General features: G+C 46.1%; 22 protein-coding genes and 1 tRNA gene. 6 read left to right on the top strand and 17 right to left on the bottom strand.

Going from position 1 to position 22,371, the window contains the following annotated elements; genetic code table 11:
* Nucleotides 1-16: 16 nt before the first annotated feature.
* From RT717_RS26525 to RT717_RS26495, 7 genes are read right to left on the bottom strand one after another with little or no spacing between them, the layout of a single operon-like run.
* Nucleotides 17-994, bottom strand: a complete 978-nt coding sequence (locus RT717_RS26525) for a polyprenyl synthetase family protein (RefSeq protein ID WP_317489343.1) — start codon at nucleotides 992-994, stop codon at nucleotides 17-19.
* Nucleotides 991-3,165: a ribonuclease R gene (gene rnr, locus RT717_RS26520; RefSeq protein ID WP_317489342.1), complete on the bottom strand. Its 2,175-nt coding sequence runs from the start codon at nucleotides 3,163-3,165 to the stop codon at nucleotides 991-993. The genes RT717_RS26525 and rnr overlap by 4 nt, the downstream gene beginning before the upstream one ends.
* A 12-nt stretch (nucleotides 3,166-3,177) precedes the next feature.
* Complete coding sequence (locus tag RT717_RS26515) at nucleotides 3,178-4,761, bottom strand: ABC transporter ATP-binding protein (RefSeq protein WP_317489341.1); 1,584 nt, start codon at nucleotides 4,759-4,761, stop codon at nucleotides 3,178-3,180.
* Nucleotides 4,758-5,492 (bottom strand): 3'-5' exonuclease, encoded by a 735-nt coding sequence (locus RT717_RS26510; protein ID WP_317489340.1) that lies wholly within the window; start codon nucleotides 5,490-5,492, stop codon nucleotides 4,758-4,760. The genes RT717_RS26515 and RT717_RS26510 overlap by 4 nt, the downstream gene beginning before the upstream one ends.
* Before the next feature lie 35 nt (nucleotides 5,493-5,527).
* Entirely contained in the window at nucleotides 5,528-5,932 is a 405-nt protein-coding gene (locus RT717_RS26505; RefSeq protein ID WP_317489339.1) for a hypothetical protein, read from the bottom strand.
* A complete protein-coding gene (lipB, locus tag RT717_RS26500; protein WP_317489338.1) occupies nucleotides 5,929-6,660 on the bottom strand; it encodes a lipoyl(octanoyl) transferase LipB in 732 nt (243 codons plus the stop codon). The genes RT717_RS26505 and lipB overlap by 4 nt, the downstream gene beginning before the upstream one ends.
* A gap of 2 nt (nucleotides 6,661-6,662) precedes the next feature.
* Nucleotides 6,663-7,646: a type I phosphomannose isomerase catalytic subunit gene (locus tag RT717_RS26495; protein ID WP_317492389.1), complete on the bottom strand. Its 984-nt coding sequence runs from the start codon at nucleotides 7,644-7,646 to the stop codon at nucleotides 6,663-6,665.
* 33 nt (nucleotides 7,647-7,679) lie between these two features.
* On the opposite strand from RT717_RS26495, the gene RT717_RS26490 reads away from it, so the two are divergent.
* Complete coding sequence (locus RT717_RS26490) at nucleotides 7,680-8,039, top strand: YraN family protein (RefSeq protein WP_317489337.1); 360 nt, start codon at nucleotides 7,680-7,682, stop codon at nucleotides 8,037-8,039.
* Nucleotides 8,040-8,044: 5 nt separating this feature from the next.
* On the opposite strand, the gene RT717_RS26485 is transcribed toward RT717_RS26490, so the two are convergent.
* Entirely contained in the window at nucleotides 8,045-8,884 is an 840-nt protein-coding gene (locus RT717_RS26485; RefSeq protein WP_317489336.1) for a toxin-antitoxin system YwqK family antitoxin, read from the bottom strand.
* Between RT717_RS26485 and RT717_RS26480 the strand changes: the two genes are divergently transcribed.
* Nucleotides 8,884-10,044, top strand: a complete 1,161-nt coding sequence (locus tag RT717_RS26480) for an SMP-30/gluconolactonase/LRE family protein (RefSeq protein ID WP_317489335.1) — start codon at nucleotides 8,884-8,886, stop codon at nucleotides 10,042-10,044. The genes RT717_RS26485 and RT717_RS26480 overlap by 1 nt on opposite strands.
* A gap of 62 nt (nucleotides 10,045-10,106) precedes the next feature.
* Here RT717_RS26480 and RT717_RS26475 read toward each other — a convergent pair.
* Nucleotides 10,107-10,180: transfer RNA gene (locus tag RT717_RS26475), tRNA-Arg, on the bottom strand.
* Between the two features lie 234 nt (nucleotides 10,181-10,414).
* On the opposite strand from RT717_RS26475, the gene RT717_RS26470 reads away from it, so the two are divergent.
* Nucleotides 10,415-11,155: a porin family protein gene (locus RT717_RS26470; RefSeq protein ID WP_317489334.1), complete on the top strand. Its 741-nt coding sequence runs from the start codon at nucleotides 10,415-10,417 to the stop codon at nucleotides 11,153-11,155.
* A gap of 2 nt (nucleotides 11,156-11,157) precedes the next feature.
* On the opposite strand, the gene RT717_RS26465 is transcribed toward RT717_RS26470, so the two are convergent.
* On the bottom strand, nucleotides 11,158-11,763 hold the full coding sequence (locus RT717_RS26465; RefSeq protein WP_317489333.1) for a phosphatase PAP2 family protein: 606 nt from the start codon (nucleotides 11,761-11,763) through the stop codon (nucleotides 11,158-11,160).
* 14 nt (nucleotides 11,764-11,777) lie between these two features.
* Nucleotides 11,778-13,220: an RNA polymerase factor sigma-54 gene (rpoN, locus tag RT717_RS26460; RefSeq protein ID WP_151997606.1), complete on the bottom strand. Its 1,443-nt coding sequence runs from the start codon at nucleotides 13,218-13,220 to the stop codon at nucleotides 11,778-11,780.
* 299 nt (nucleotides 13,221-13,519) lie between these two features.
* Between rpoN and asnS the strand changes: the two genes are divergently transcribed.
* Nucleotides 13,520-14,971, top strand: a complete 1,452-nt coding sequence (gene asnS / locus RT717_RS26455; protein WP_151997607.1) for an asparagine--tRNA ligase — start codon at nucleotides 13,520-13,522, stop codon at nucleotides 14,969-14,971.
* A gap of 71 nt (nucleotides 14,972-15,042) precedes the next feature.
* Here the strand turns inward: asnS and RT717_RS26450 are convergent, their stop codons facing one another.
* Nucleotides 15,043-15,429 carry a T9SS type A sorting domain-containing protein gene (locus RT717_RS26450; RefSeq protein ID WP_317489332.1) on the bottom strand — a complete coding sequence of 129 codons (387 nt, stop codon included), beginning with the start codon at nucleotides 15,427-15,429 and terminating at the stop codon, nucleotides 15,043-15,045.
* A gap of 173 nt (nucleotides 15,430-15,602) precedes the next feature.
* Nucleotides 15,603-17,096 carry an NAD(P)H-hydrate dehydratase gene (locus tag RT717_RS26445; protein ID WP_317489331.1) on the bottom strand — a complete coding sequence of 498 codons (1,494 nt, stop codon included), beginning with the start codon at nucleotides 17,094-17,096 and terminating at the stop codon, nucleotides 15,603-15,605.
* A 137-nt stretch (nucleotides 17,097-17,233) separates the two neighbouring features.
* On the opposite strand from RT717_RS26445, the gene RT717_RS26440 reads away from it, so the two are divergent.
* Both RT717_RS26440 and RT717_RS26435 read left to right on the top strand, forming a co-directional pair.
* On the top strand, nucleotides 17,234-18,127 hold the full coding sequence (locus RT717_RS26440) for a bestrophin family protein (protein WP_317489330.1): 894 nt from the start codon (nucleotides 17,234-17,236) through the stop codon (nucleotides 18,125-18,127).
* Nucleotides 18,124-18,309, top strand: coding sequence for a hypothetical protein (locus RT717_RS26435; protein ID WP_151997611.1), 186 nt, complete (start codon nucleotides 18,124-18,126; stop codon nucleotides 18,307-18,309). The genes RT717_RS26440 and RT717_RS26435 overlap by 4 nt, the downstream gene beginning before the upstream one ends.
* A 51-nt stretch (nucleotides 18,310-18,360) precedes the next feature.
* Here the strand turns inward: RT717_RS26435 and lipA are convergent, their stop codons facing one another.
* The 4 genes from lipA to RT717_RS26415 form a co-directional block, all read right to left on the bottom strand.
* Complete coding sequence (lipA, locus tag RT717_RS26430; RefSeq protein WP_317489329.1) at nucleotides 18,361-19,248, bottom strand: lipoyl synthase; 888 nt, start codon at nucleotides 19,246-19,248, stop codon at nucleotides 18,361-18,363.
* A 78-nt stretch (nucleotides 19,249-19,326) separates the two neighbouring features.
* On the bottom strand, nucleotides 19,327-20,052 hold the full coding sequence (locus tag RT717_RS26425; protein WP_317489328.1) for a hypothetical protein: 726 nt from the start codon (nucleotides 20,050-20,052) through the stop codon (nucleotides 19,327-19,329).
* 230 nt (nucleotides 20,053-20,282) lie between these two features.
* Complete coding sequence (ytxJ, locus tag RT717_RS26420; protein ID WP_317489327.1) at nucleotides 20,283-20,636, bottom strand: bacillithiol system redox-active protein YtxJ; 354 nt, start codon at nucleotides 20,634-20,636, stop codon at nucleotides 20,283-20,285.
* A gap of 1 nt (nucleotide 20,637) precedes the next feature.
* Nucleotides 20,638-22,371: a hypothetical protein gene (locus tag RT717_RS26415; protein WP_317489326.1), complete on the bottom strand. Its 1,734-nt coding sequence runs from the start codon at nucleotides 22,369-22,371 to the stop codon at nucleotides 20,638-20,640.

Below are 22,371 nucleotides of genomic sequence, written 5' to 3'. Positions count from 1 at the left end.
TTTGGAGCGTCAATTTTTAGTTCTCTCGGGCAATGAGGTAGTCAGCAAAATCCTTCATCGTCTGTTTTCTACTGTCCGGCAAAGAAAGGTCGGAAAGCTGCTTCAATGCAAGACGAAAGTAATCATTCATTTTTTGATCAGTCAGCTCCCTGATCCCATTTCGATCATATATTCCCTTGACCGCTTCTACCTTTTCGTCCGTATCAAAGTCCTTCATCATCAGCCAATTTTCGAGCTGCCGTTTGTCATCTCCCGTAGATACCCGAAGGGCTTGTATCAGCAAAAACGTTTTTTTGTTGGCAATAATATCTCCGCCCACCTGTTTTCCGAACTTCGCCTGATCACCATATACATCCAACAGGTCGTCTTTCAATTGAAATCCGATGCCGATGTTCTCACCAAAGCTTTTCAAAAGTTGAGCGTCATGGACACTGGCGTTGCCTAGTACCGCACCTAACTCCAGGCTAAAGCCCAGCAGCACGGCTGTTTTGAGCCGAATCATTTCGATGTAGTCAGCTTCGGTCACGGCGTCCAGCTTTTCAAAATTCATGTCGATTTGCTGGCCCTCACACACCTCAACCGCACACTGATTAAAAGAGCGAATGATGCCTGGCAGTTTTTCACCCGGCACCTCCAGTAGCAGGTCATAAGCCTTCACCAGCATAGTGTCGCCAGAAAGGATGGCTACATTGTTGTCCCATTTTTCATGAACAGTGGCCTGACCTCTACGCAACGGCGCATTATCCATAATGTCGTCGTGCATGAGCGTAAAGTTATGGAACACCTCCACAGCCAAAGCTGGACGAAGGATTGATGCTACATCGTCTCTGAAAAGCTTGTAAGCAAGAAGGGCCAGGATAGGCCGCATTCTCTTACCGCCCAAATCCATGATGTACCTGATTGGTTCGTATAGTTCTCTGGGGTGTTTACCAAATTCAAATTTGGTCAGTTCCTTGTTAAGGAGTTCTGTGTACTGACGCAGCAGTTCTGTCATTTTTCGTTAGCAAATTCCAAATCGATTGTCCGGCGATCGATGTCTGTATTGGTGACTTTCACTTTTACCTCGTCGCCCAGCGTAATCATCCGCTTATTGTTACGACCAATAATACGGTAATTTTGTTCATCAAATTCGTAATAATCGTCGTTCAGGTCGGCCAGCCTCACCATGCCCTCGCATTTGGTTTCGATGATTTCCACATAAATACCCCACTCGGTAACGCCAGCCACAATACCGTCAAATATTTTGTCGGCCGCCATTGACATGAACTCTACCTGCTTGTATTTAATAGACGCTCTTTCGGCGTCAGCTGCCCTTTTCTCCATGTCGGAGCTGTGCACGCACATAGGCTCATATTTGTCTTGCTCTACCGACTTACCCCCTTTCAGGTAGTGGGCCAGCAGCCGGTGCACCATCATGTCGGGGTAACGCCTGATGGGCGAGGTGAAATGTGAATAGTGTGGAAATGCCAGACCAAAGTGCCCGTTGGCCGCTGTGGTGTACTTTGCTTTGGCCATGCTTCTGATGGCCAGCGATGTCAGCACATTTTGCTCCGGCTTTCCTTCAATCTCGTCAATCAACTTATTAAGTGTTGACGAAAGGTTCTCATCCGTCAGGTCGATCTTATGCCCAAACTTCTTGGCGAACAGGGTGAAGTTGTGGAGTTTCTCCTCGTTAGGTGAATCGTGGGTACGATACACAAATGTCTTTCTTCCACTTTCAGTTTTTTGCCCAAATACGAATTCGGCTACCCGCTTATTGGCCAGCAGCATGAACTCCTCAATGAGCTTGTGTGCGTCCTTTCTTATTTTGGGCACAATACCCAGGGGTTTGCCCTGCTCGTCAAGCTTGAACTTCACTTCAATGGTTTCAAAGTTGATGGCTCCATTTTTATACCGCTTGTTTTTAAGCAGCTTGGCCAGGTCGTTGAAAACTTTCAGCTCGTTGCAATAGTCGCCAACGCCAGCTTCGATGACCGCCTGGGCTTCTTCGTAACTAAAGCGCCGGTCGGAATGGATCACTGTTCTTCCAAACCACTCGTTGACAATTTTTCCGCTGCTCTCCATCTCAAAAACTGCTGAGAATGTCAACTTGTCTTCGTTCGGCCTTAATGAGCAAAGTGCGTTGGAAAGCTTCTCAGGAAGCATTGGCACGGTACGATCCACCAGATAAACAGACGTGGCTCTGGAGTAGGCCTCTTTTTCAAGAATGGTTTCTTCCTTCACATAATGGGTTACATCGGCAATGTGCACGCCAATTTCGTAGTTTCCATTTTCAAGAAACTTGATAGAGAGCGCATCATCAAAATCCTTGGCATCCTCCGGGTCGATGGTGAATGTGGTAACGCCTCTGAAGTCCCTTCTGGCTGCTATTTCCTTCTCAGGAATAGACTCCGAAATTTTATCAGACTCCGAAATTACCTCCTCGGGGAATGTAAACGGGAGGTCAAACTCAGCCATGATTGAGTGAATCTCGGCTTCATTTTCACCGGCCTTGCCCAATACCCGCACCACTTTGCCTACCGGGCTCTTATTGGTTCTGTCGTGCCATCGGTCAATTTTTACAATGACCTTATCATTGGTTGTTGCATTATTGATATGCTCGGGGTAGACAAAAATATCGTTATGGATCTTTCTGTTATCCGGAATGACAAAGGCAAATCTCTTGGATAGCTGAAGCTTTCCAACAAACTCATCCTTTTTACGCTGGACAATTTCCGTTACCCTGCCTTCTCGGTGCTTCTTGCCGTGGAACTTGCCCGAAAGCTCGAATTTCACCGTATCACCATCCACAGCAAACTCAAGATCGTCCGTTTTCACGTATACATCTTCATCCAGTTCGGCGCAAATAATGTAGGCAAAGCGTGAGTTAACATGGTCGACAACGCCTACCAAAGCCGATGGCATTTGCTGGCTAACGAACCGGCCATCTCTGTTTCGGCTTATAATCCCTTCGTCTTCCAGACGAAAGGCAACTTCAGAAACAAGGTTTTTAGATTTCTTATCACGAACACCGAGCGTTTGTATCATTTGCCTGATAGACCAGGGCTTGCCCGATTGTTGTCTGAACAGATGTAGAACTGATTCTTTGATCTGTCCTGCAGATATTGTCTTTCTTCCTGGTGATTCTCCGCTGTTTTTTCTCTTCTTATTATTCTTTTTACTCATGTAGGAGTTTTCTTACAAAAAATTATGGGTCAATGCAGGTTCTGCATCAATTAACTGTTGGGTGTAGTCTGATGTTGGGTTGGCCAACACTTTTTCAATCTCTCCCGTTTCTTTTACTTCACCGTCTGCCATCACTGTCAGGTAATCGCACGTGTGGCGGAGAGCTGCAATATTGTGCGATACCAGCAGAACGCCCAAGTTACGCTCTTTTTTCAAGTAAAGGAAAAGATCGAGAATTTCAGCCTGTATGGATTGATCCAACGAGGAGGTAGGCTCGTCGCAAAGCAAAATCCTGGGCTGTAGCGTCAGCGACCTGGCAATTGCCAGGCGTTGTTTTTCGCCACCAGAAAGCTGACTGGTATGGCTTTTCAAAAGTCCCTGCGGCAGCCTCACCCAGTCTAATAAGTCTTTTATGGTAGTTTTAGTTTCATTTTGGTTTTCGGCGATGGCTTCATTGAGTATTTGCTCCATGTTTTGACGAGGATCGAAAGCGCTGGAAGGGTTCTGATAAACCACCTGAACAGCTCTTCGGAAGGCCACCAGCTCATCGGCAGTCAGGGTGTTGACAGACCTGCCCTGATAATACAACTTATCGAAATGTTCCGGGTACAAGCCAGCCAGCGTCCGCATTAGAGTGGTTTTCCCCGACCCGGAAATACCCGCTACCCCACTTATCGCTCCCTGGTAAAGCTCCAGTGACACCGATTGAACAGCTTTGACGGCTTTATTTCTGCGCCAGAAAAATCCAGTTGGCTGGTAGACAAAGTCCAGATTCTGTACAGCCAAAACCGGAGCGTTCCTGTGGGAAAGCCGTTCGGGTTCTTCCTTTCGAGACACCAGCCGCTTATGTGCGTCAATTAAACTGCTGGTGTATGTTTCCCCGGGCCGGGCCATTACTTCTTTGGTCACCCCATATTCAACTACTCTTCCACTGTTAAGCACCATCAGCTTGTCGCACATAGGTCCCACAATTGACAGGTCGTGGGTAATAAATACAAGCGCCACCTTCTCCTTTTTGGAAAAATCTTTGAGAAGTCGCAAAATGGCTGCCTGATTCACGGTATCAAGTGCTGTTGTCGGCTCATCAGCGATGATGAGGCTTGGCCGGGCAATCATAGCCATCGCTATCAGCATGCGCTGTAGCTGCCCCCCGGAAAGTTGATGCGGAAGACTGCCCAGCACCCTTGCGGGATCATCAATGCCAGCCCTTCGCACCAGGTCATAGGCCTCCTCAGGTTGAAACTTGATTCCTAAAGCCTGGCACTGATCCTGCCATTGCCTAAGGAGAGTGGTTACCGGAAAGCTTGCCTCCAGCGGCGACTGGGGAATGTAAGCAATGGAGCGCCCTCTCAGTACGCCGATTTGATCTTCAAGTGGTTGACCTTCCCAACTAATACTTCCAGAGAGGTCAAGCCTTTCATCCAGCAAATGCAGCATGCTATGTGCCAGCAAGGATTTTCCAGCACCACTTTCGCCGAGTATACCCAGCGACTCACCGGGCGCTATCGACAGCGAAACATTGTTAAGTAAATTTTGCTGCCCGAATCGGACGGTGAGTTCCGAAATATTGAGCAGCACAGGTGGGTCGGAAGTCATTCGTTAAAATCTACAAACAATATTTTATCCTTTGGAATAGTCGGTTGTTGATGCAGCCTAAGGAAGACCTGAGCAGTTGCTACCACATCGTTTTTGCAGTAGCGGGCAATTCTGTCAATGTCTCCGGTGCCATAGTAAACTTCATTTACCATGCTTCCATCAATATCATCTTTTGGAGACGGAATTCCCAAAACTGTTGTGAGAAGTTGCAAAGAGGTAAAGCTCTTTCTGTCTCCGTACTTCCACATTTCCATCGTGTCGAGATGAGGTACTTCCCAGGGTTTTTTGCCTTCGAGCCGTAGAATATCGGGCAACGATATGCCGTGAATAGTCATTCTTCTGCATAGATAAGGGTAATCAAATTCCTTTCCGTTGTGAGCACAAAGGAAGTAGCCCTGATTGAACTTTTGCTCCATTAGTTTTTGGAAGCTTGTAAGCAACTGATGCTCATCGTTGCTACTCAGGGATGTCACCCTCAACTCAACACTTTTATCTTCATTGAAAGCAAAGTACCCAAGCCCAATAACGATTACCTTTCCGAATTCGGAGTAAATTGCCGCCCGGTTTTCATACATTTCAGCGGCATCAATTTCTTCATTTCCCCCTGAAAGACTAACAGCCTTTTTGCTCCAGAGTTTTTGCCAAATTGGGTCGAGTTCAGCAAATTTTCCTGTTCCCGCTACGGTTTCAATGTCTATAAAAAGGATTTTCTTCGGAGTGCCTTCTGCCATGCCACAATATTTTTTCTATTAAAATAGAAAAATAATCACGGATGCAAGACACCTTCAAGCCCTATCTCTTCGATGTAGCTCAAATTATCTTCTAAAATGGTATCAGGGACAAAAATATATTTCTTATCGTACAGCTGCCTGCCTATAAAATAGCTGACCCAGTATTCATTGTTAAGGCCAAAAACCTGGGGATGGATGGACTCTACCTGCGTCGCTCCGCCAACATCAATTAATGGGAACATGTGTCGCAGTGTAGAAGTTTTTTGCTGCTCGCCATCTAGTTCGCCATACCCCTTGGAGGTAACCATTACATTTTCCAATGGCTGATCATTTCTATTGATGAGGTACACTACCCACTCCGCTTCTTCGTCAGCTGTTGGCCTTTTAACCACCGCAAGTGTAACATCTTTTACAGGCAAAAAGGGAATGTCTTTCTTCATGCGGTCACGAGGTTCATTTCAAATAAAGAGGCGATGTTCTTCAAAAGCCTTTGCTGTACCTCTTCCATGCTCACTTCAAGTTCAAGTTCCTGCTGCAGGGAAGTCACTGCCTTGTCGTCTATTCCGCATGGCACAATGTGCTTGAAATACTCCAGGTTAGTGTTGACATTGAATGCCAGCCCATGCATAGTGACCCACCTGCTCGACTTCACTCCAAGTGCGCATATTTTTCGTGGGTCTTTCTGTTCCTCAAAGTCAAGCCATACGCCCGTAAGCCCGTCAATTCTTCCAGCCTGCACCCCGTACTCAGATAAGGTCATTATCACAGCTTCCTCCAGTAGTCGAAGGTATTTGTGGATGTCAGTAAAGAAATTATCGAGGTCGATTATTGGATACACCACCAGCTGGCCCGGACCGTGGTAAGTGATGTCGCCACCTCTGTTGATCTTGTAGTATGTAGCGCCTATCTCCTTGAGCTCATCATCATCTACCAGCAGGTTTTCCTGTTTCCCACTCTTTCCGAGTGTAAATACGTGCGGATGCTGGCAAAACAGCAAATAATTGGGAGTGTGTTTCTGAAGGTCAACGGGCTCATCCCTGTTTTTAATCTTCAGCGCCACCGTCTCGGCAAATAACTTCTCCTGATAGTTCCACGCCTCCTGATAGTCAATTAAACCAAGGGAGATGACTTGCGCAGTTTTGTTTTTGATAGCGGCAGTAGCCTGCATGGTTAGCTGATATAGGATTCCAACATTTTGAATCCCGAAGTAGTTTCAAGCGTTACTTTCTTCAATTCAGCAGGTAGCAGCACACAGTCTCCCATTTTCACTTCTATGCTTCCACCGTCATAAGCTATGTTCAGCTCACCGCTCATGCATACGTAAATAATAAACGAGTCGAGGTAGTGATAGTCACGCTCAATGTCCTTGGTGCACTCAAGCTTATTTGTGGTAAAATATGGGCTCTTCACGAGCTTCACCGGCTCGTTCAGCTTGTTCTGATACATTGTTTTGTAATGCTCATGGTAAGTGTAATCAATCGCATCCAGCGACTCCTCCACATGTAGCTCTCTCTTGTTACCTTTGTCATCTACCCGGTCGAAATCGTAAATGCGGTAGGTGGTGTCAGATGTTTGCTGAATCTCTGCCAGCAAAAGCCCCTTGCCAATGGTGTGCACCCGGCCCGCTGGCAAATAAAATACGTCATCGTTGAATACCTTTTCGTGGTTCAACACGTCCATTATACGCCCTCTTTCGAAGTAGTCCAGGAACTTCTCCTTAGACATTTTGCGATTGAACCCGGTGATGAGTTGCGCCCCGTGGTCGGCCTGGAAAATATACCACATCTCCGTCTTGCCATGGCCACTGCGGCGAGCCTTGGCCAGTTCATCATTTGGATGCACCTGTATGCTGAGATCATCATTGGCATCGATAAACTTCACCAGCAAGGGAAATTCGTCGCCAAACTTCTCATAGATTTTTTCACCAACCAGCGCCGCTTCAAACTTTTGAATAAGCTCCCTGAGGTTCATGCCTTCCAAATGGCCCTCTGCAACTTCAGAGATATTGCCCTCAACGCCGGAGATTTCCCATGTTTCTCCACAATTCGGGAGGCTTCCAAAGTCTTTGCCCAGGACAGTTTTTATCTTCTGCCCTCCCCAAATTTTGTCTTTGAAGATGGTTTTAAACTTTAAAGGATATAATTTTAGTTGTATCACGTTTATCGAATCTAATCCGCAAATATATAAATGCCTGCCAAGTCACATAACCAAAGCGTAGGGAAAAAAGGAGAAATTATTGCCGCAGACCATTTGAAAAAAGCAGGCTATGAAATAATAGCAAAAAACTACCGGGCTGGCCGGGGTGAAATTGATATAATCTCAAAACTTGCCACCACTCTGATATTTGTGGAAGTGAAAACACGATCCAATGCCAAATTTGGCTACCCGGAGGAAGCTGTGACTCAGAAAAAAGCTGATAAGCTAATAGAAACAGCCCAGACCTATATTGAAGAAATTAATTGGGAAGGCGACATCAGGTTTGATATTATTTCCGTCGACTTACAACGAAACAGTGAGATAATCCACTTTGAGGATGCCTTTCACTAGAGGGGTTACTTTAGCTGCACCATTAATCGCTCCCTGTCATATATCAACTCACCTTTGTCATTCCATTCTCTCAGAATAACTGGGTTGAAACTTTCGTCAAAAGGATCTTTCGAATACTCAACCTCACGTTTTCTCCTGTTCCTGATAGGGTAATACTCCCGCCAAACGCCAACTTTGTGGTCAAACTTATATTCACCCATTACGGCTATTTGTCCATTGGCATGAAACGCATAGTAGTAGCCCTCTTTCTCCCCATACTCAATTGGAATCACTTCCTTCATTTTGGTTCGTTCAACGTCCCAATAGGCAATTTTTGACTCCCTTGGCCATCCCTTATAGTACTTTTCCTTGTTCAGGAGAATGTCAGACTTATTGAGTTCTACCCAGCGGCCATGCTTTGTGCCCTTATAGAAAAACCCTTCTTCGAGCACTTGATCACCCAAGACTTTGCGGTACGGGCCGTGCAAAATTCCCGCATACTCTTTATCAATATTTCTGCTGGCTACAATTTTCTTTCTTTTGAAATTGTACCAGTAAATGTCTCTCACATATTCATCTGGCTCCTGATACACTTTCAGGTAGCTAAACAATTCCAGCACCGTGTTCTCTCCAAAGCCCGTTCTGGTGAACCCCTTTTTAGTCTTCACTCCATAGTACACATTCCGCTTCGGCTTTTTCTTCTTGACGTCAATTTTCTCATTCTCCTCGTCCAGGGCATCCAGGTCGATGGTAAGGGGGGAATCATATTTGGGCTCGAACGAAAATTCTTCCTCCTGTGCCCAAAGAGGCCCACTGGCCAGAAGCAGGAATATGAAAATGGAGGCTATTTGATATTTTATTGCCATTGACACTTCAACGAGTAGAAGGGAACGGATATTTTGCGAAAAATAGGAAAAAGAATCCTATTTATCAGGATGAAAGCGCCTGCCAACTTGATCTTCTTGTTGCATGTGATGATATCGAAATGGGCGGCGGCGATTTCAAAAGTGTGCTGTTGCACAATCCAATTAACTCTTACATATTTAGGAACAGAAGGCCGACCAAAACGATCCTATTCTGGCAGAGTCTGGCTAAAATTGTTCGAAACCCTGATACCATGACCAAACCCCTGGCACAACCCTACAAAGTAGTCACTTCCAACCGCTGCCTGCTGGGCGAAGGCCCCGTGTGGGACAGCCAACGACAAGTGATCTACTGGCTGGATATTCTGAATGGCATTATTCATGAGCATAGCCCGTCTAAAAACAGCCACCGGCAGATACCCCTGAACGATATGGTTGGAGCAGTGGCCTTGTGCAAAAACGGTGACTTCATTGCCGCCATGAAAAGCGGACTGGCCATAGTTGAACAGGACAGTGGAGCTGTAAAGCCGCTGGTTGATCCGGAAAGTCACCTGCCAGGCAACCGCTTCAATGAAGGCAAGTGTGACCCGGCGGGCCGTTTTTGGGCGGGCAGCATGGCACTATCGGAAGTGGAAGGAGCGGGTAATCTTTACATGCTCGACACTGATGGCACCTGCAGTTTAAAAATACCCGGTGTCAGCATCTCCAACGGCCTGGCATGGGCTTCCGACCACAAAACAATGTACTATATCGATTCACCCACCCGAAAGGTGGTCGCTTATGATTACAGCCAGGCAACCGGTGGTATATCCAATCAGCGAGTAGCTATTTCCATTCCAGAGGAAGAAGGCTCGCCCGACGGCATGACCATCGACAGCGAAGGCATGCTATGGATCGGCCACTGGGATGGCTGGCAAGTTGCCCGCTGGAACCCACTAACAGGGCAAAAGCTACTGAGCATCGGCATGCCTGCTGCCCGAATCACATCGTGCACATTTGGTGGAGAAACCCTGCAGGACCTCTACATCACATCGGCCAGAGTGGGGCTCACTGATGAACAGCTCGAAGAGCAGCCACTGGCCGGATCGCTTTTCGTGGTAGAAAATTGTGGGTTCAAGGGGATGGAGGCAGTGAAGTTTGGGTATAGCGAAGCAAGTCTTTGACCAGAACAGCACAAAAAAAGGAAAGCCTCCCATTGCTGAGAAGCTTTCCTGAAACCGATTCGTGAACCTGGAGGGAGTCGAACCCCCAACCTTCTGATCCGTAGTCAAATGCTCTATCCAGTTAAGCTACAGGTCCAGTTATTTATTTTCAGCCATTCCCCAACCATCCCACCAGCTTTCTTGTCATGTTAAACGAGAGGCAAGGCTTTCTGGTTGAATTACTGATCAGGCGCTGAATTTACACCTCATCATTAATTACGGGGTGCAAAGTTAATATATCTTGATTCATTAAAAAAGACTTTGACATTCTTAGTTAGTAATTTTAAGTTATCTTTGCGCTCTATTATTCAAAAAAGCAACGTTTCTATTCATGCAGCGATTCATTTTATTAGCTCTATCGGTATTAACATTCACTTTTACTGCGTCTGGCAATGCCGGCACGGAGCCTAACGACAATAAAGAAACGCAACAAATACATGGCCCAAGGCCTGATCTACCAGGCAAGCTGCTGATCAATTTGGGCTCAAATTATTTTGTGAATGCTCCGGAAGGAATGAAAACGAAAGTGTTTGAATCCCGCCCATTGGATTTATATTATACCTATCACTTCGATATCCCCAGCTTGAAGCTTTCCTTCGTGCCAGGCATCGGATTTGGCTTTGACAGATATAGCTTTAAGAAAGCCGTGGGACTGAGCTACGAAACACAAAATTCGGTCACAAATCTGGTACTTGACTCAATAGCAGATGTAAAAGTATTGAGGAGTAAGTTAATCACTAACTACATAGACGTTCCATTGGAGCTGCGGTTTGTCCCCAACTTGGAAAACAAAGAGCGTAGTGTTTTTGTTGGTGTCGGTGGCTCCATAGGCTATCTATTTGAGGCGCACACTAAGTTCAAGTATGAGGATGATGGAGACAAGAAAATGACCAAGCAGAGAGAAGACTGGAACCTTAACAAAATAAGGTACAGCGTGCACGCCAGGTTGGGTATTGGCGGGTTCTCTGTCTACTACAAAATGGGATTGAGCGACGTTTTTCAAAGTGGTAAAGGCCCGAACGGAATCAACGTCACTGCCAATACAATCGGCATCTCGTTTAACGGATTCTAAGCCTAGGAAAATACCATCATCATCAGGTAACAAAACCCTCCTCCGAGAACAGCGCCAGCTACCACTTGGGAAAAACTATGGGCTTGCAGCACCAAACGGGCTGTCATTACCCATCCCAGCACAACAATTGCTGCCACAAAAGGGATAAGTAACTCGCTTCCCGGAAAAATATGGACCAGGGCCAAAATAAAGCCCACCACACCCCCGATGCCGGCACTGTGAATACTTATTTTCCAGAAGAAAGTGATTCCCGTAAGCAGCACAATCAGCAAAGTGGTGGTGAGCATCAATAGCACCAACACCGGATTTAGGGTAAGCTTACTATAAAACATATAGGTGGTTACCCCATAAAAAGTGGCGATAAAAACAAAAGGGACAAGCCTGTCATTTTTATCGTGCATTTGAAGGCTCCTAATGGTAGAGGTGAGGCGAAGGGCCAAAAGACTTAGCACTGGTATGATCAGAGTGGTAGTGGATAGTGCCAGTAGAATGTAGGGCACATTTTCGTCGGCCAGTGGCCTGAAAGCCTGTGGCACGTACCGAAAAATAACAAAAAACATGATCGTCGGCAGAAGAAGCGGGTGAAACACCACCGATAATGCCTGCATAAAAAACCTTAGCACTAGAGCTCCTTCCTTAATCTGGCCACAGGAATATTTAGTTGTTCCCGGTATTTGGCTACAGTTCGCCTGGCGATTTGATACCCCTTCTTTTTAAGCAATTTTTCAAGTTTATCGTCCGACAGTGGTTTGCGCTTTTCTTCGGCGTCAATCATTTCCTTTAAGAAATGCTTGACCTCTCGGCTACTCACATCGTCGCCAGAGTCAGTAGAAATCCCTTCAGAAAAGAAATACTTCAATGGATAAATACCGAATTCTGTTTGGATAGTTTTGGAGTTAGCCACCCTCGACACCGTGGAAATATCCATGCCTATCTCTTCCGCTATATCTTTCAAAATCATTGGCCTCAGCTTGCTCTCGTCTCCTTCAAGGAAAAAGTCGTACTGGTACTTAATAATCGAGTTCATTGTATTGAGCAGCGTTTGCTGGCGCTGCTTAATGGCGTCGATAAACCACTTTGCTGAGTCAAGCTTTTGTTTCACAAAAGTGACAGTCTCCTTGAGTTTCTTGTCCTTCTTGTTGCTCTTATCGTAGGCCTGAAGCATTTCTGAATAGTCCCGGCTCACCTTCAGCTCCGGCGCATTTCTGGAATTCAATGACAGCTCCAGGTTGCCATGATTATTGAAAAGCATAAAGTCGGGAATGAGGTACTGGGTTTTAACAAGGCCAGACCCTACGCCGCCGGGCTTTGGATTGAGGTGGGTAATGAGCTTAATCGCCTCCTTCAGCAACTCATCATCCTCAAGTTCAAGCTTCTTTGAAATCTTGTCGTAGTGCTTTTTGGTAAACTCATCAAAGCAGTCTGTCACTACATGATGTGCCAGTTGCGCTACTTCACCGCCAGTTTCTATTTTCCGGTCGATCTGCAACTGCAAACACTCCTGCAAAGAACGGGCTCCTATGCCAGCCGGGTCAAATTCCTGGATCAAATGAAGGATTTCTTCCACTTCATCGGCCTCACACTCTATGTTCTGAGAAAAGGCCATGTCGTTAACTATGGCATCCAGGTCTCGCCTGATGTATCCGTCGGCCTCAATACTGCCTATCAGCTGCCGGCCAATGGCGTACTGACGCTCGTCCAGCTTGAGAAACCCGAGTTGAGAAATCAGTTGCTCTGACAGTGTGGAGCTTTCACTAAATGGCACTTCACGTTCTTCTTCATCGCCACCGGGGCCGTCACCCTGCATTTTATAACCGGCGTAGTCGTCGTCGGGCAAGTATTCGTCAATGTTCAGTTCGTCGCTTGCCGAATTGTCTATATCATCAAAATCATCTGCCTCTTTAGGCTCCTCCTCCTTACCTTCCTCCAACGCAGGATTGATCTCCAATTCCTCTTCGATCCTGGTCTCCAGTTCCGCCGTCGGTACTTGCAGGAGCTTAATGAACTGAATCTGCTGCGGCGACAGCTTCTGACTCAGAGATTGGGTTAAGCCCAGCTTTTGCATACTTCGATTAGTTTAGCCTTTTAGTGCTGTAAAATAAGAAATATAAGGTATTTGGCCATTCTTCCCGCCAACTTCATTACGCAATTCAAATCCATAGGTTGAGTCGGCAATGTCGAAATAGTGGAAAGGCCGCATCCGGTTGATTTTTAATGCCTTTGACCTTTGATAAAAGTACTCAATATAGTTTTTTTGCGGCAATTTTAGAGTTCTCAATCGAGATGAACAAATAGGTTTGGTAAAAATACTGCTACCTTGCGAAAAAAGAGAACCGAGTACTTTTTTAATTAACGAGAAATAAGGTGAGCCAGAAAAAAAGGACTAAAATCAAAGACATTCTTCAGCTAGCAGAAGCAAATGTTACAGTGACAGTGAAGGGCTGGGTAAGGACAAAGCGTGAAAACAAGAATGTTGTCTTTATCAACCTTAACGACGGCTCAACTATCAATAACCTTCAAATTGTTGGCGACCCAACTAAGTTTGACGAGGCAACGCTAAAGAAAATCACTACCGGGGCTTCATTGTCTGTTGTGGGCTTACTGGTAGCCTCGCAGGGATCCGGGCAGAAGTTTGAATTGCAAGCAGATACAATTGATGTGCTTGGTGTAGCTGATCCTGAGAAGTTTCCATTGCAACCAAAAAAGCACTCATTGGAGTTTCTTCGTGAGATTGCTCACCTAAGACCCCGCACCAATACTTTCAGCGCCATCCTGCGGGTGAGGCACTCCATGATTTTCGCTGTGCATAAGTTCTTTCACGAAAAGGGCTTTTTCAATATCCACACACCCATTATCACCGCTTCAGATGCCGAAGGGGCAGGGGAAATGTTTCGGGTGACTACGCTTGACCTCGACAAGCTGCCAAAAACGGAAGACGGAAAAGTAGACTTTAAGGAAGACTTTTTTGAAAGAGAGGCAAACCTCACCGTATCGGGGCAGCTGGAAGGTGAGCTGACCGCATTGGCTCTTTCGGAGATTTATACGTTTGGCCCCACGTTCAGGGCTGAAAACTCCAACACCACCCGTCACCTGGCTGAATTTTGGATGATCGAGCCTGAAATGGCATTTTATGACCTGGAAGACAACATGGATCTGGCCGAGGAGATGCTCAAATATCTCGTTACTTATGCGCTGGAAAACTGCCAGGAAGACCTCGCTTTTCTTGAGCAGAGAGCCAAAGATGAAGAGAGCACTAAAAAGCAGGAAGAAAGAAGCGAGCTCAGCCTTTTAGAAAGGTTGCGCTTTGTGGCTGACAATGAGTTTGTGCGCCTCACTTATACAGAAGCCATCGATATCCTTAGAAATAGCAACTACAACAAGAAAAAGAAGTTCCAATACCTGATTGACGCCTGGGGCGCTGATTTGCAGTCGGAGCATGAGCGCTATCTGGTTGAAAAACACTTCAAAAAGCCAGTAATTTTGATCAACTACCCAAAAGAGATCAAGTCGTTCTACATGAAGCAAAACGACGATGGCAAAACTGTCGCAGCCATGGACATCCTGTTTCCAGGCATCGGCGAAATTGTGGGAGGCTCTCAAAGAGAGGAGAATTACGACAAGCTCACCAACAGAATGAAAGAGCTTGATATGGATGCAGAAAGCATGTGGTGGTTTCTGGACACCAGAAGGTTTGGAACCGTGCCCCATAGTGGCTTTGGGCTTGGCTTCGAAAGGCTGATGCTGTTTGTTACAGGCATGAGCAACATCAGAGACGTGATACCCTTCCCAAGAACGCCCGGGAACGCAGAGTTTTAATTCCGTACAAACAAAAGAGGCAGCCCGACGAATAGGAGCTGCCTCTTTTATTTCACAGTAAGGTTATATCGTTAGTTCTTAAGAAACTTGATTGCTTTTTTGTATCTGGTATAGTCATCCTTGATGATCAGGAAGTAATACCCTGAATTGAAAGTTTTCACAGGAATCTTGTAAGTATCCTTCGCCACTTCTTCAGGCTCTATTCTAATCGTATTCCCAATGATGCTGTGCATCTCAAATTCCACTTTCTTCAAGTTAGAATCTTTTATCTCCACCATAATAAACTCAACGGCGGGGTTAGGATATACTTCGATCTGATTTTTCAACTCCAGTGTGGGAGTTTGTCTGAAGGCGCTTTCAGCAGTCACTTGCTCCTTGTCTTCGGCAGATTGTGCAAACCCGTTCACCCCTAGAAGGGCAACAAGAAGCAATCCGATGACAAATTTAATGAAGCGCATAATCTACATAGGTAAAGCCAACATGGCTATGTAACAAAGTACGAAAAAAAAATAGTAATGTTCTAATGCCTAATTGAAATTTTTGAATGCCTTTTTCGTTATATGCGGTTTTCTTAAAAAAGGAGGTCAAATGGAAGGGAAAATTAGGTCAGGCGCAAAATTCAGCTCTAAATTTACAATTTTCTAAACGCCGCTGGAAGAAAATCAACAATGTCAGAGGCGATTAAACCATATTCTCCCCTGGATTGAGCACTCAAATCGCCTGAAATTCCGTGGAGTAAGACTGCTAAACGTGCACTTTTCGTCGGAGAAAATGACTGGGATAGCAGTCCGGCTGCAATGCCGGTGAGTACATCGCCGCTTCCTGCAGTGGCCATCCCGGGATTTCCGGTGCTGTTAAAATAGACCTCTCCGGATGGCGTGCTGATGCTGCTGTACGCTCCTTTTAGCACCACAATCAACCGGTGTTTTTTTGACAACTCTATTTGCTTGTTCAACCTTTCGTAGTCATTGTGCCAGTCGCCTACCAGTCGCCTGAACTCCCCGGGGTGGGGTGTCAGCATGCTGTTGGCTGGCACCCGCTCCAGGAGCCCTGGATTTCTGCTTAAGATATTGAGTGCGTCAGCGTCTATGACCATTGGCCTTGAAACAGTCTTCAGAACCCTTTCAAAAGCCCTAACCGTGGCATTATCCGTGCCAATGCCTGGCCCGATAGCGACGCAATCAAAGTTTGACAAATCGCCTGGGATTCGGGTAATATGTTCATTATTGGCATCCTCGCTGACCATGGCTTCGGGCACAGCGGTGTGAATGGGCGTTACGGCACAGCCTGACGTATGCACCGTTAGCAGCCCCGCACCAGCCCGCATGCAAGCTTTTGAAGAAAGAATAGCAGCGCCTACTTTACCTTTACTCCCAGCAATCAGCAGCGTACGTCCTGCATCGCCTTTGTGAGCAAACCTGGGTCGGCCAGGCAGCTTCAGATCCTCATCCCCCACCCTCTGATAATAGTAGGAACATTCCACTTCCTTCATAAACTGAGACGAAAGCCCAATGTCAACCGACTTCCATTCACCCACATACGGGTAGTTTTCAGGCAAAAGAAAGGCTAGTTTAGGTGCCTGAAATGTAATTGTAATATCGGAATGGAACGCTATTGCACCATTCTGGGGCTGGTCGCAAAAAAGCCCGGAGGGGATATCAATGGCCATTTTGCTGGCTTTAATGCCATTCAAAAAATCTATTAGTTTCGCATAGTCCCCATCAACCGGCCTGTTCAGACCTGAGCCAAACAAAGCATCAACTATAACCAGCTTGTCCGGGATGTCCGCAGCGTATATCTCCGACGCTTTAGCCACGCTGACAGCACCCGAAAGGCGGTTAAGGTTGACCCTGAAGTCTTCGCTTCCTTTTTCTGCCGATCCAGCCACCCACACCTTTACCTCGTATTTTAGGCCTTTCAGCAGGCGAGCTACGGCAAGACCATCCCCTCCGTTGTTACCTGTTCCGCAGAAAAGCCAGACGATCTGGTCATTAAAAGGATGCTTTTTAAATTCATCGACAAAGGCATTACTAGCCCGTTCCATTAGATCAATAGAGGCTATGGGCTCATTTTCTATCGTGTAGGCGTCAGCTTTACGAATTTGTTGAGGAGAAAGAATTTTCATAGCAACTGAATTCTCAGTAAGTTAGAAAGCTTTTTTTATAAGGGCTTCAAAATGATGTCATTTGAGCTAGGGAGTTTATTATTCCTTACCTATCTTTTGAGCTCTTTTTAGCAAAACCTACCCTAAATTCTGATCCTATGATTGAGTACAACCCTAAGTCCTGGGTTTCCCTAATTTTTGATGTCTACAGCCGTTATGTGATCAAATCGCTTTTCCCGCTGCTGGCATTCATGATCGTTTATTCCACGGTATTGACCTATGTACTTGTTGATATATTCGAAATTCACATTTTTTTCGAGGGAGCTATTGTATTTCACTCACTATTGGGAGTAGTGCTGGGTCTTTTCCTGGTACTGAGAACCAACACGGCCTACGACCGCTGGTGGGAAGGCCGAAAATTGTGGGGGCAGCTCGTGAATGATACCCGGAGCCTTTCTATGAAGGTCAACGCCTATCTGCCGGAGAAATCGAGAGATGACCGCTCCTATTTTGAGCACATGATTCCCAATTTTGTCTATGCCATGAAAGAGCACCTCAGGCATGGGACGAAAATGGAAGAACTGGAGTTTGAAAATGAAGAGGAGGAACAAAAAGTAAAGGCCTGTGACCACAAGCCGAACAAGATCAACTCTATGCTTTTCCAAAGAATAAATGCCATCTTCAAAAAGGGCGAAATCACTGGTGAACAGCTCATTATTTTTGACAAAGAAATTAAGAATTTTGCCGACATCATGGGAGCCTGTGAGAGAATCAAAACGACGCCAATTCCGTACTCTTACAGCATGTACATCAAGAAGTTTCTCTTTATCTACACAATGACACTCCCATTGGCTTTCGTAGTTGAATTTGGCTATTGGACTGTGATATTGGTAGCACTTATATTCTATATTTTAGTAAGTATTGAGCTCATCGCCGAGGAAATTGAGGATCCGTTTGGAAAGGACATTAACGATTTGCCAGTGGAGCGTATCTCAATGAATATCAAGAGGAATGTAAAAGAGATCATTCAGGTGGACTTCCCGAAAAAATGAATGAATACCAGCTACTGCTCATCGTTAACCTGATAGCAGGTGCTGGAATTGTCATTTGGGTCAACAAGAGAAAATATGAAGGGAAGAAGGCAATTATCTATGTGCTGGCTCTTGTACTGCCAATACCTACGCTTCTCTATCTTTACCTGTTGTATAAGTTCACGGATCAGTTAAAAAAATGAAGGCATGGATTGTAGAATCCATGCCTTCATTTTTTCTAAAGTTTGCTCCTGTCAAATAGGCACGTTCACATGCCTTTCAGCGTGGTAGCTTGACCTAACCAGTGGGCCGGATTCCACGTACTTCAAGCCCCTCTTCAAACCCTCTTCTCTGTACATGTCAAAGGTTTCCGGGTGGATAAACTCAGCCACTTCAATATGCATTTTGGTCGGCTGGAGGTACTGACCCAACGTCAGAATGTCGAGCCCGTTGGCCACCAGGTCGTCGATGGCTTTGAACACCTGATCCTGTGTTTCGCCCAAGCCAAGCATAATACCCGACTTTGTCCGTTTTCCCAGCTCCTTGGTTCTTCTGGTCTGCTCCAGGCTTCTCTCGTACTTGGCTTGTGGGCGTACCCTGCGGTAAAGGCTTTCCACAGTTTCCATGTTGTGGGAAACTACTTCCTGACCGCCCTCGACCATTCTGTAAAGGGCATCCCAATTAGCCTTTACGTCCGGAATAAGCGTTTCTATAGTTGTTTCTGGACTGGCAAGCTTGGTTTGCACTACAGTTTGATACCATACCTCAGCACCCTTGTCCTTAAGTTCATCACGATTAACAGAAGTAATCACTGCGTGCTTCACTTCCATCAATTTGATGGCTTCGGCCACTCTCCTGGGCTCGTCTTCATCATATTCAGGTGGTCGGCCAGTAGCTACCGCACAAAATGTGCAACTGCGTGTGCAAACATTGCCCAGGATCATGAAGGTGGCGGTGCCGGCTCCCCAGCATTCCCCCATATTTGGGCAGTTGCCACTCTCACAAATCGTATGCAGTTTGTGGGTGTCGACAAGTTGGCGAACCTTGGCGTATTCCTTTCCCACTGGCAGCTTTACTCTTAGCCAGTTGGGCTTTTTCACCCGCTGTGTGGCATCCTGAGAAATTACTGGTAACTCTATCATTGTTAGCTTTCTTCTTCCAATTGAATTACTACAAAATAATACCCTCCATGGTTCACAAACAAATGGAAAATGGAAAGGTTACCGGCGGGCGCCGTAATAGAGTGTGAAAAAGGCCGATGTGAAAAATGCCGTGTTTGTGGCGGCTGGGATGATAATAATCTCTTTCGTATAAGCTTCGGCAAGCACCCCTATTTCAAAGCCCGTGACGTTACTCTTGAACGTGCCAAATTCGAAGTTGATAGCTGCTTTGGCATTTAAACCTGGCTGTATTTTCGACTGACCAAGGCCCTGAAAAAGCCTTCCGGTTCCCAAAATACCGCCAAAACTATGCCTTGCCGGATCAAACTGCTCTACTGTAAAAGTACTGGGCCCGGTGGCGTATTTCACATAATAAGGAGCAACTATTCCCAAAGTAGGGCCGACCGCCCAGCTGGCATTGATCTGAACACCCTGTTGCGGTGCTTTTCGGAACATCAAATAGTCCTTACCATACTGCAAGCGAACAGCATAAAGGTAGTTTTTCTTCGCCCAGACAAACGGATTGCCGTATTGGGAAATATACCTGTACTCTTTTGGGTGCTTCACATTGATCAGCTCCATTCCAAAAGTTCGGAAGGTCTTTTCATCCATGGCCTGAGAGTACTTCAGAACTATGCCACCGATGAGTCCGCTGTTTGTGTTTTTATTGATGCCCCAGATATATTCTCTTGAATATTCATAGTTCCCGTTGTCCTGTGACTTAGCCACTGACGATGCCAGGAGAATAAAACAAAAGATAGAAAGTCCTGTATTTAGACGTTTCATAAGGGAACCAGATATTTTACACCAAATTAGCTATTTTTAGCTTAATCGTTAATCAGCAAGACTAAGTTTGAATCAAAATGGTTGACTGCCTCCGGGCAAAGGCATGACAACAAATTGATTCGGACTTCAATAACAAATCAACACCTGTTACCCCTATCGCTTAGTAGGCAAATACTCTAAACAGCGGCTGCCAGGCTGTCGATAAGGAAAACAAAATTCCTCTGGCACCTTTACAGCACAACATCTTTGGTTGCCGACTTGATCGCATCATAGGAAATACTGAAATGCGAAGCGTCGTAAACGGGCTTGCCCTGAAAGAGCACTATAGCCTGTGGAGACTGGTGCTCAATACCCAACTCATTTGCCACAGCGTGCGACGCTTGTCTATTGGCTAGCAGGTCCAGGTAGTAGGGTTTCCAGTCCTTCATCTCACTTTCGTCCCATTTGCGTTCGATCCTGTCCAGTGACGCTGCACTTATAGAACAGCTGGTGCTGTGCTTAAAAATGAGCACTGGATGAGAATTTGATTCTTCGATAACGCTTTCAATTTGCTCAGGCGAGGTGAGCTTATTCCATTTGATCATACTAATAATTCCAGATGTCTCTTTCTTTTTTGTCGTACTTAGGCTTATCAGGCCCATTTTTAACACCCTTTGCTACCTCTTTGTTCCCGCTCACTCTCACCAATATGATATTAAGCTCCCGCCATTCTTTTCTGAGCTTTCTGGAGTTAATCTTCTTGCCTGTGACATAGGCGATACTGGGGTGGCTATCGCCCGCTCCTCGTTTTATTTTAAAACCACCGGTATACTCAGCGAGGCGTCCTGCCTCTTTCTCTGCGTGATGCTTTTCTCTTCCCTCCGTTCTCACCTTCAAGAAGCCTCTGTATTCATTGTACATTAAGGCGTATCCTTTGTTTTGCAGCTTTTCAGCAAACTTAGACACCCTTTTTCCGTCACCCTGCCAGTCGGTGATCATCTCATTGTATCTTTTCCTGAAGCTCCTGTCTCTTGGTGTGGTTACGATAGTGGGGATATGGGTCGACACCAGCGGATTATAATTATTGTCTCTTCTCTTTTCTTTATCAGGCAGGGAAAACTGTCTTGCTTCGTCGGAGATTGACCTGTTAACTCCGTTCCCGGGCCGATAGAACCCCGCTTCCTTGCTGTACCTCGGCGTAGCCTTTCCTATTGGGAGAAACCCTGATGTATTATTGAACCCAATCACCCAACCTCCCTTTTTCACTACAAAACCCTGGCCTTTGCTATACCTCGGAGAAATGCTTTCCGGCGAAACCTGCTTGGGAGCCTTGCTATACCTGGGGGACACACTTCCGGGAGAAACCAGCTTGGGAGGTACACTGTATCTTGGCGACACACTTTTGGGAGATACCTGCTTGGGTGCCACACTGTAGCGAGGTGAAACACTCTCGGGTGACACTCGCTTCTGGGGTTTGCTATACCTCGGGCCAGCTTTGGCTATTGGCAATATTCCTGGGGTCTTTCTAAAACCAAAAATCCACTTACTCTTGTTGGTGACAAAACCCTGGCTTTCGCTGTAGCGTGGTGAGACGCTTCCGGGTGAAACCTGCTTGGGGGCCTTGCTGTACCTGGGAGACACGCTTTCGGGAGATACCCTCTTTTGGGGCTTACTGTACCTTGGGCCTGCTTTCGCAATTGGCAATATCCCAGGGGTATTCTTAAAGCCAATAACATACCCCCCCTTTTTAACCACAAACCCCTGGCTTTGGCTGTACCGGGGGTTAACTGACTGAGGACTTACTCTTGGTTGCGGCACAGAATACCTGGGTGAGGCGGCGTACCGTTTGGTTCGGTCAAACCCTGGGTTTTTTGAATACCTTGGGTTAGGAGAGTTGGGGTTATAGATGCCAATTTTTGGAGAGAGCCGTATCATTGGCACCCGCCTGCGTTGCTTGCTTGCCTTTTCGCTATTGGACCTGTACTTAACTTTTGATTTTCTTCGGGAGACCTTTTCAGGCTCTGAAAAACGAGCGGAGGATCGGGGCGAATTATCGATAGAAACACCGCCGCCAGTTGACTGATAGTTGGCCCCCTGCCTGATATTCTTCTTTGGCCGCTTAACGGTTCTAGTGTCTACTTTCCTGTCTTTCCTTGAAACACGTCCCGCATTGTTTTTTTCGGATCTCCCTTTTTTTCTATTGAGAAAAAAACCCGGATTTTCAGGCTTTTCGTCAACGGTCTTTAGCTTATTCCTCCCCTCCAGCAACTGAGCCCTTGCCGCATCAGCAGAAGCCATCCATAACAGAACGGCCAGCAAGCTAATCCAGGTAAGCCTCAT

The sequence above is a fragment of the Imperialibacter roseus genome, from assembly GCF_032999765.1.
GTDB classification, from domain to species: domain Bacteria; phylum Bacteroidota; class Bacteroidia; order Cytophagales; family Cyclobacteriaceae; genus Imperialibacter; species Imperialibacter roseus.
The sequence above is the reverse complement of the archived record's forward strand: the minus strand, read 5'-3'. Positions and strand labels throughout refer to the sequence as shown.

Excerpts from the sequence above, each read along its gene's own strand:
- RT717_RS26525 (WP_317489343.1), bottom strand. The coding sequence starts at position 994 with ATGACAGAACTGCTGCGTCAGTACACAGAACTCCTTAACAAGGAACTG.
- rnr (WP_317489342.1), bottom strand. The coding sequence starts at position 3,165 with ATGAGTAAAAAGAATAATAAGAAGAGAAAAAACAGCGGAGAATCACCA.
- RT717_RS26515 (WP_317489341.1), bottom strand. The coding sequence starts at position 4,761 with ATGACTTCCGACCCACCTGTGCTGCTCAATATTTCGGAACTCACCGTC.
- RT717_RS26510 (WP_317489340.1), bottom strand. The coding sequence starts at position 5,492 with ATGGCAGAAGGCACTCCGAAGAAAATCCTTTTTATAGACATTGAAACC.
- RT717_RS26505 (WP_317489339.1), bottom strand. The coding sequence starts at position 5,932 with ATGAAGAAAGACATTCCCTTTTTGCCTGTAAAAGATGTTACACTTGCG.
- lipB (WP_317489338.1), bottom strand. The coding sequence starts at position 6,660 with ATGCAGGCTACTGCCGCTATCAAAAACAAAACTGCGCAAGTCATCTCC.
- RT717_RS26490 (WP_317489337.1), top strand. The coding sequence starts at position 7,680 with ATGCCTGCCAAGTCACATAACCAAAGCGTAGGGAAAAAAGGAGAAATT.
- RT717_RS26485 (WP_317489336.1), bottom strand. The coding sequence starts at position 8,884 with ATGGCAATAAAATATCAAATAGCCTCCATTTTCATATTCCTGCTTCTG.
- RT717_RS26470 (WP_317489334.1), top strand. The coding sequence starts at position 10,415 with ATGCAGCGATTCATTTTATTAGCTCTATCGGTATTAACATTCACTTTT.
- RT717_RS26465 (WP_317489333.1), bottom strand. The coding sequence starts at position 11,763 with ATGCAGGCATTATCGGTGGTGTTTCACCCGCTTCTTCTGCCGACGATC.
- rpoN (WP_151997606.1), bottom strand. The coding sequence starts at position 13,220 with ATGCAAAAGCTGGGCTTAACCCAATCTCTGAGTCAGAAGCTGTCGCCG.
- RT717_RS26450 (WP_317489332.1), bottom strand. The coding sequence starts at position 15,429 with ATGCGCTTCATTAAATTTGTCATCGGATTGCTTCTTGTTGCCCTTCTA.
- RT717_RS26445 (WP_317489331.1), bottom strand. The coding sequence starts at position 17,096 with ATGAAAATTCTTTCTCCTCAACAAATTCGTAAAGCTGACGCCTACACG.
- RT717_RS26440 (WP_317489330.1), top strand. The coding sequence starts at position 17,234 with ATGATTGAGTACAACCCTAAGTCCTGGGTTTCCCTAATTTTTGATGTC.
- RT717_RS26435 (WP_151997611.1), top strand. The coding sequence starts at position 18,124 with ATGAATGAATACCAGCTACTGCTCATCGTTAACCTGATAGCAGGTGCT.
- lipA (WP_317489329.1), bottom strand. The coding sequence starts at position 19,248 with ATGATAGAGTTACCAGTAATTTCTCAGGATGCCACACAGCGGGTGAAA.
- RT717_RS26425 (WP_317489328.1), bottom strand. The coding sequence starts at position 20,052 with ATGAAACGTCTAAATACAGGACTTTCTATCTTTTGTTTTATTCTCCTG.
- ytxJ (WP_317489327.1), bottom strand. The coding sequence starts at position 20,636 with ATGATCAAATGGAATAAGCTCACCTCGCCTGAGCAAATTGAAAGCGTT.
- RT717_RS26415 (WP_317489326.1), bottom strand. The coding sequence starts at position 22,371 with ATGAGGCTTACCTGGATTAGCTTGCTGGCCGTTCTGTTATGGATGGCT.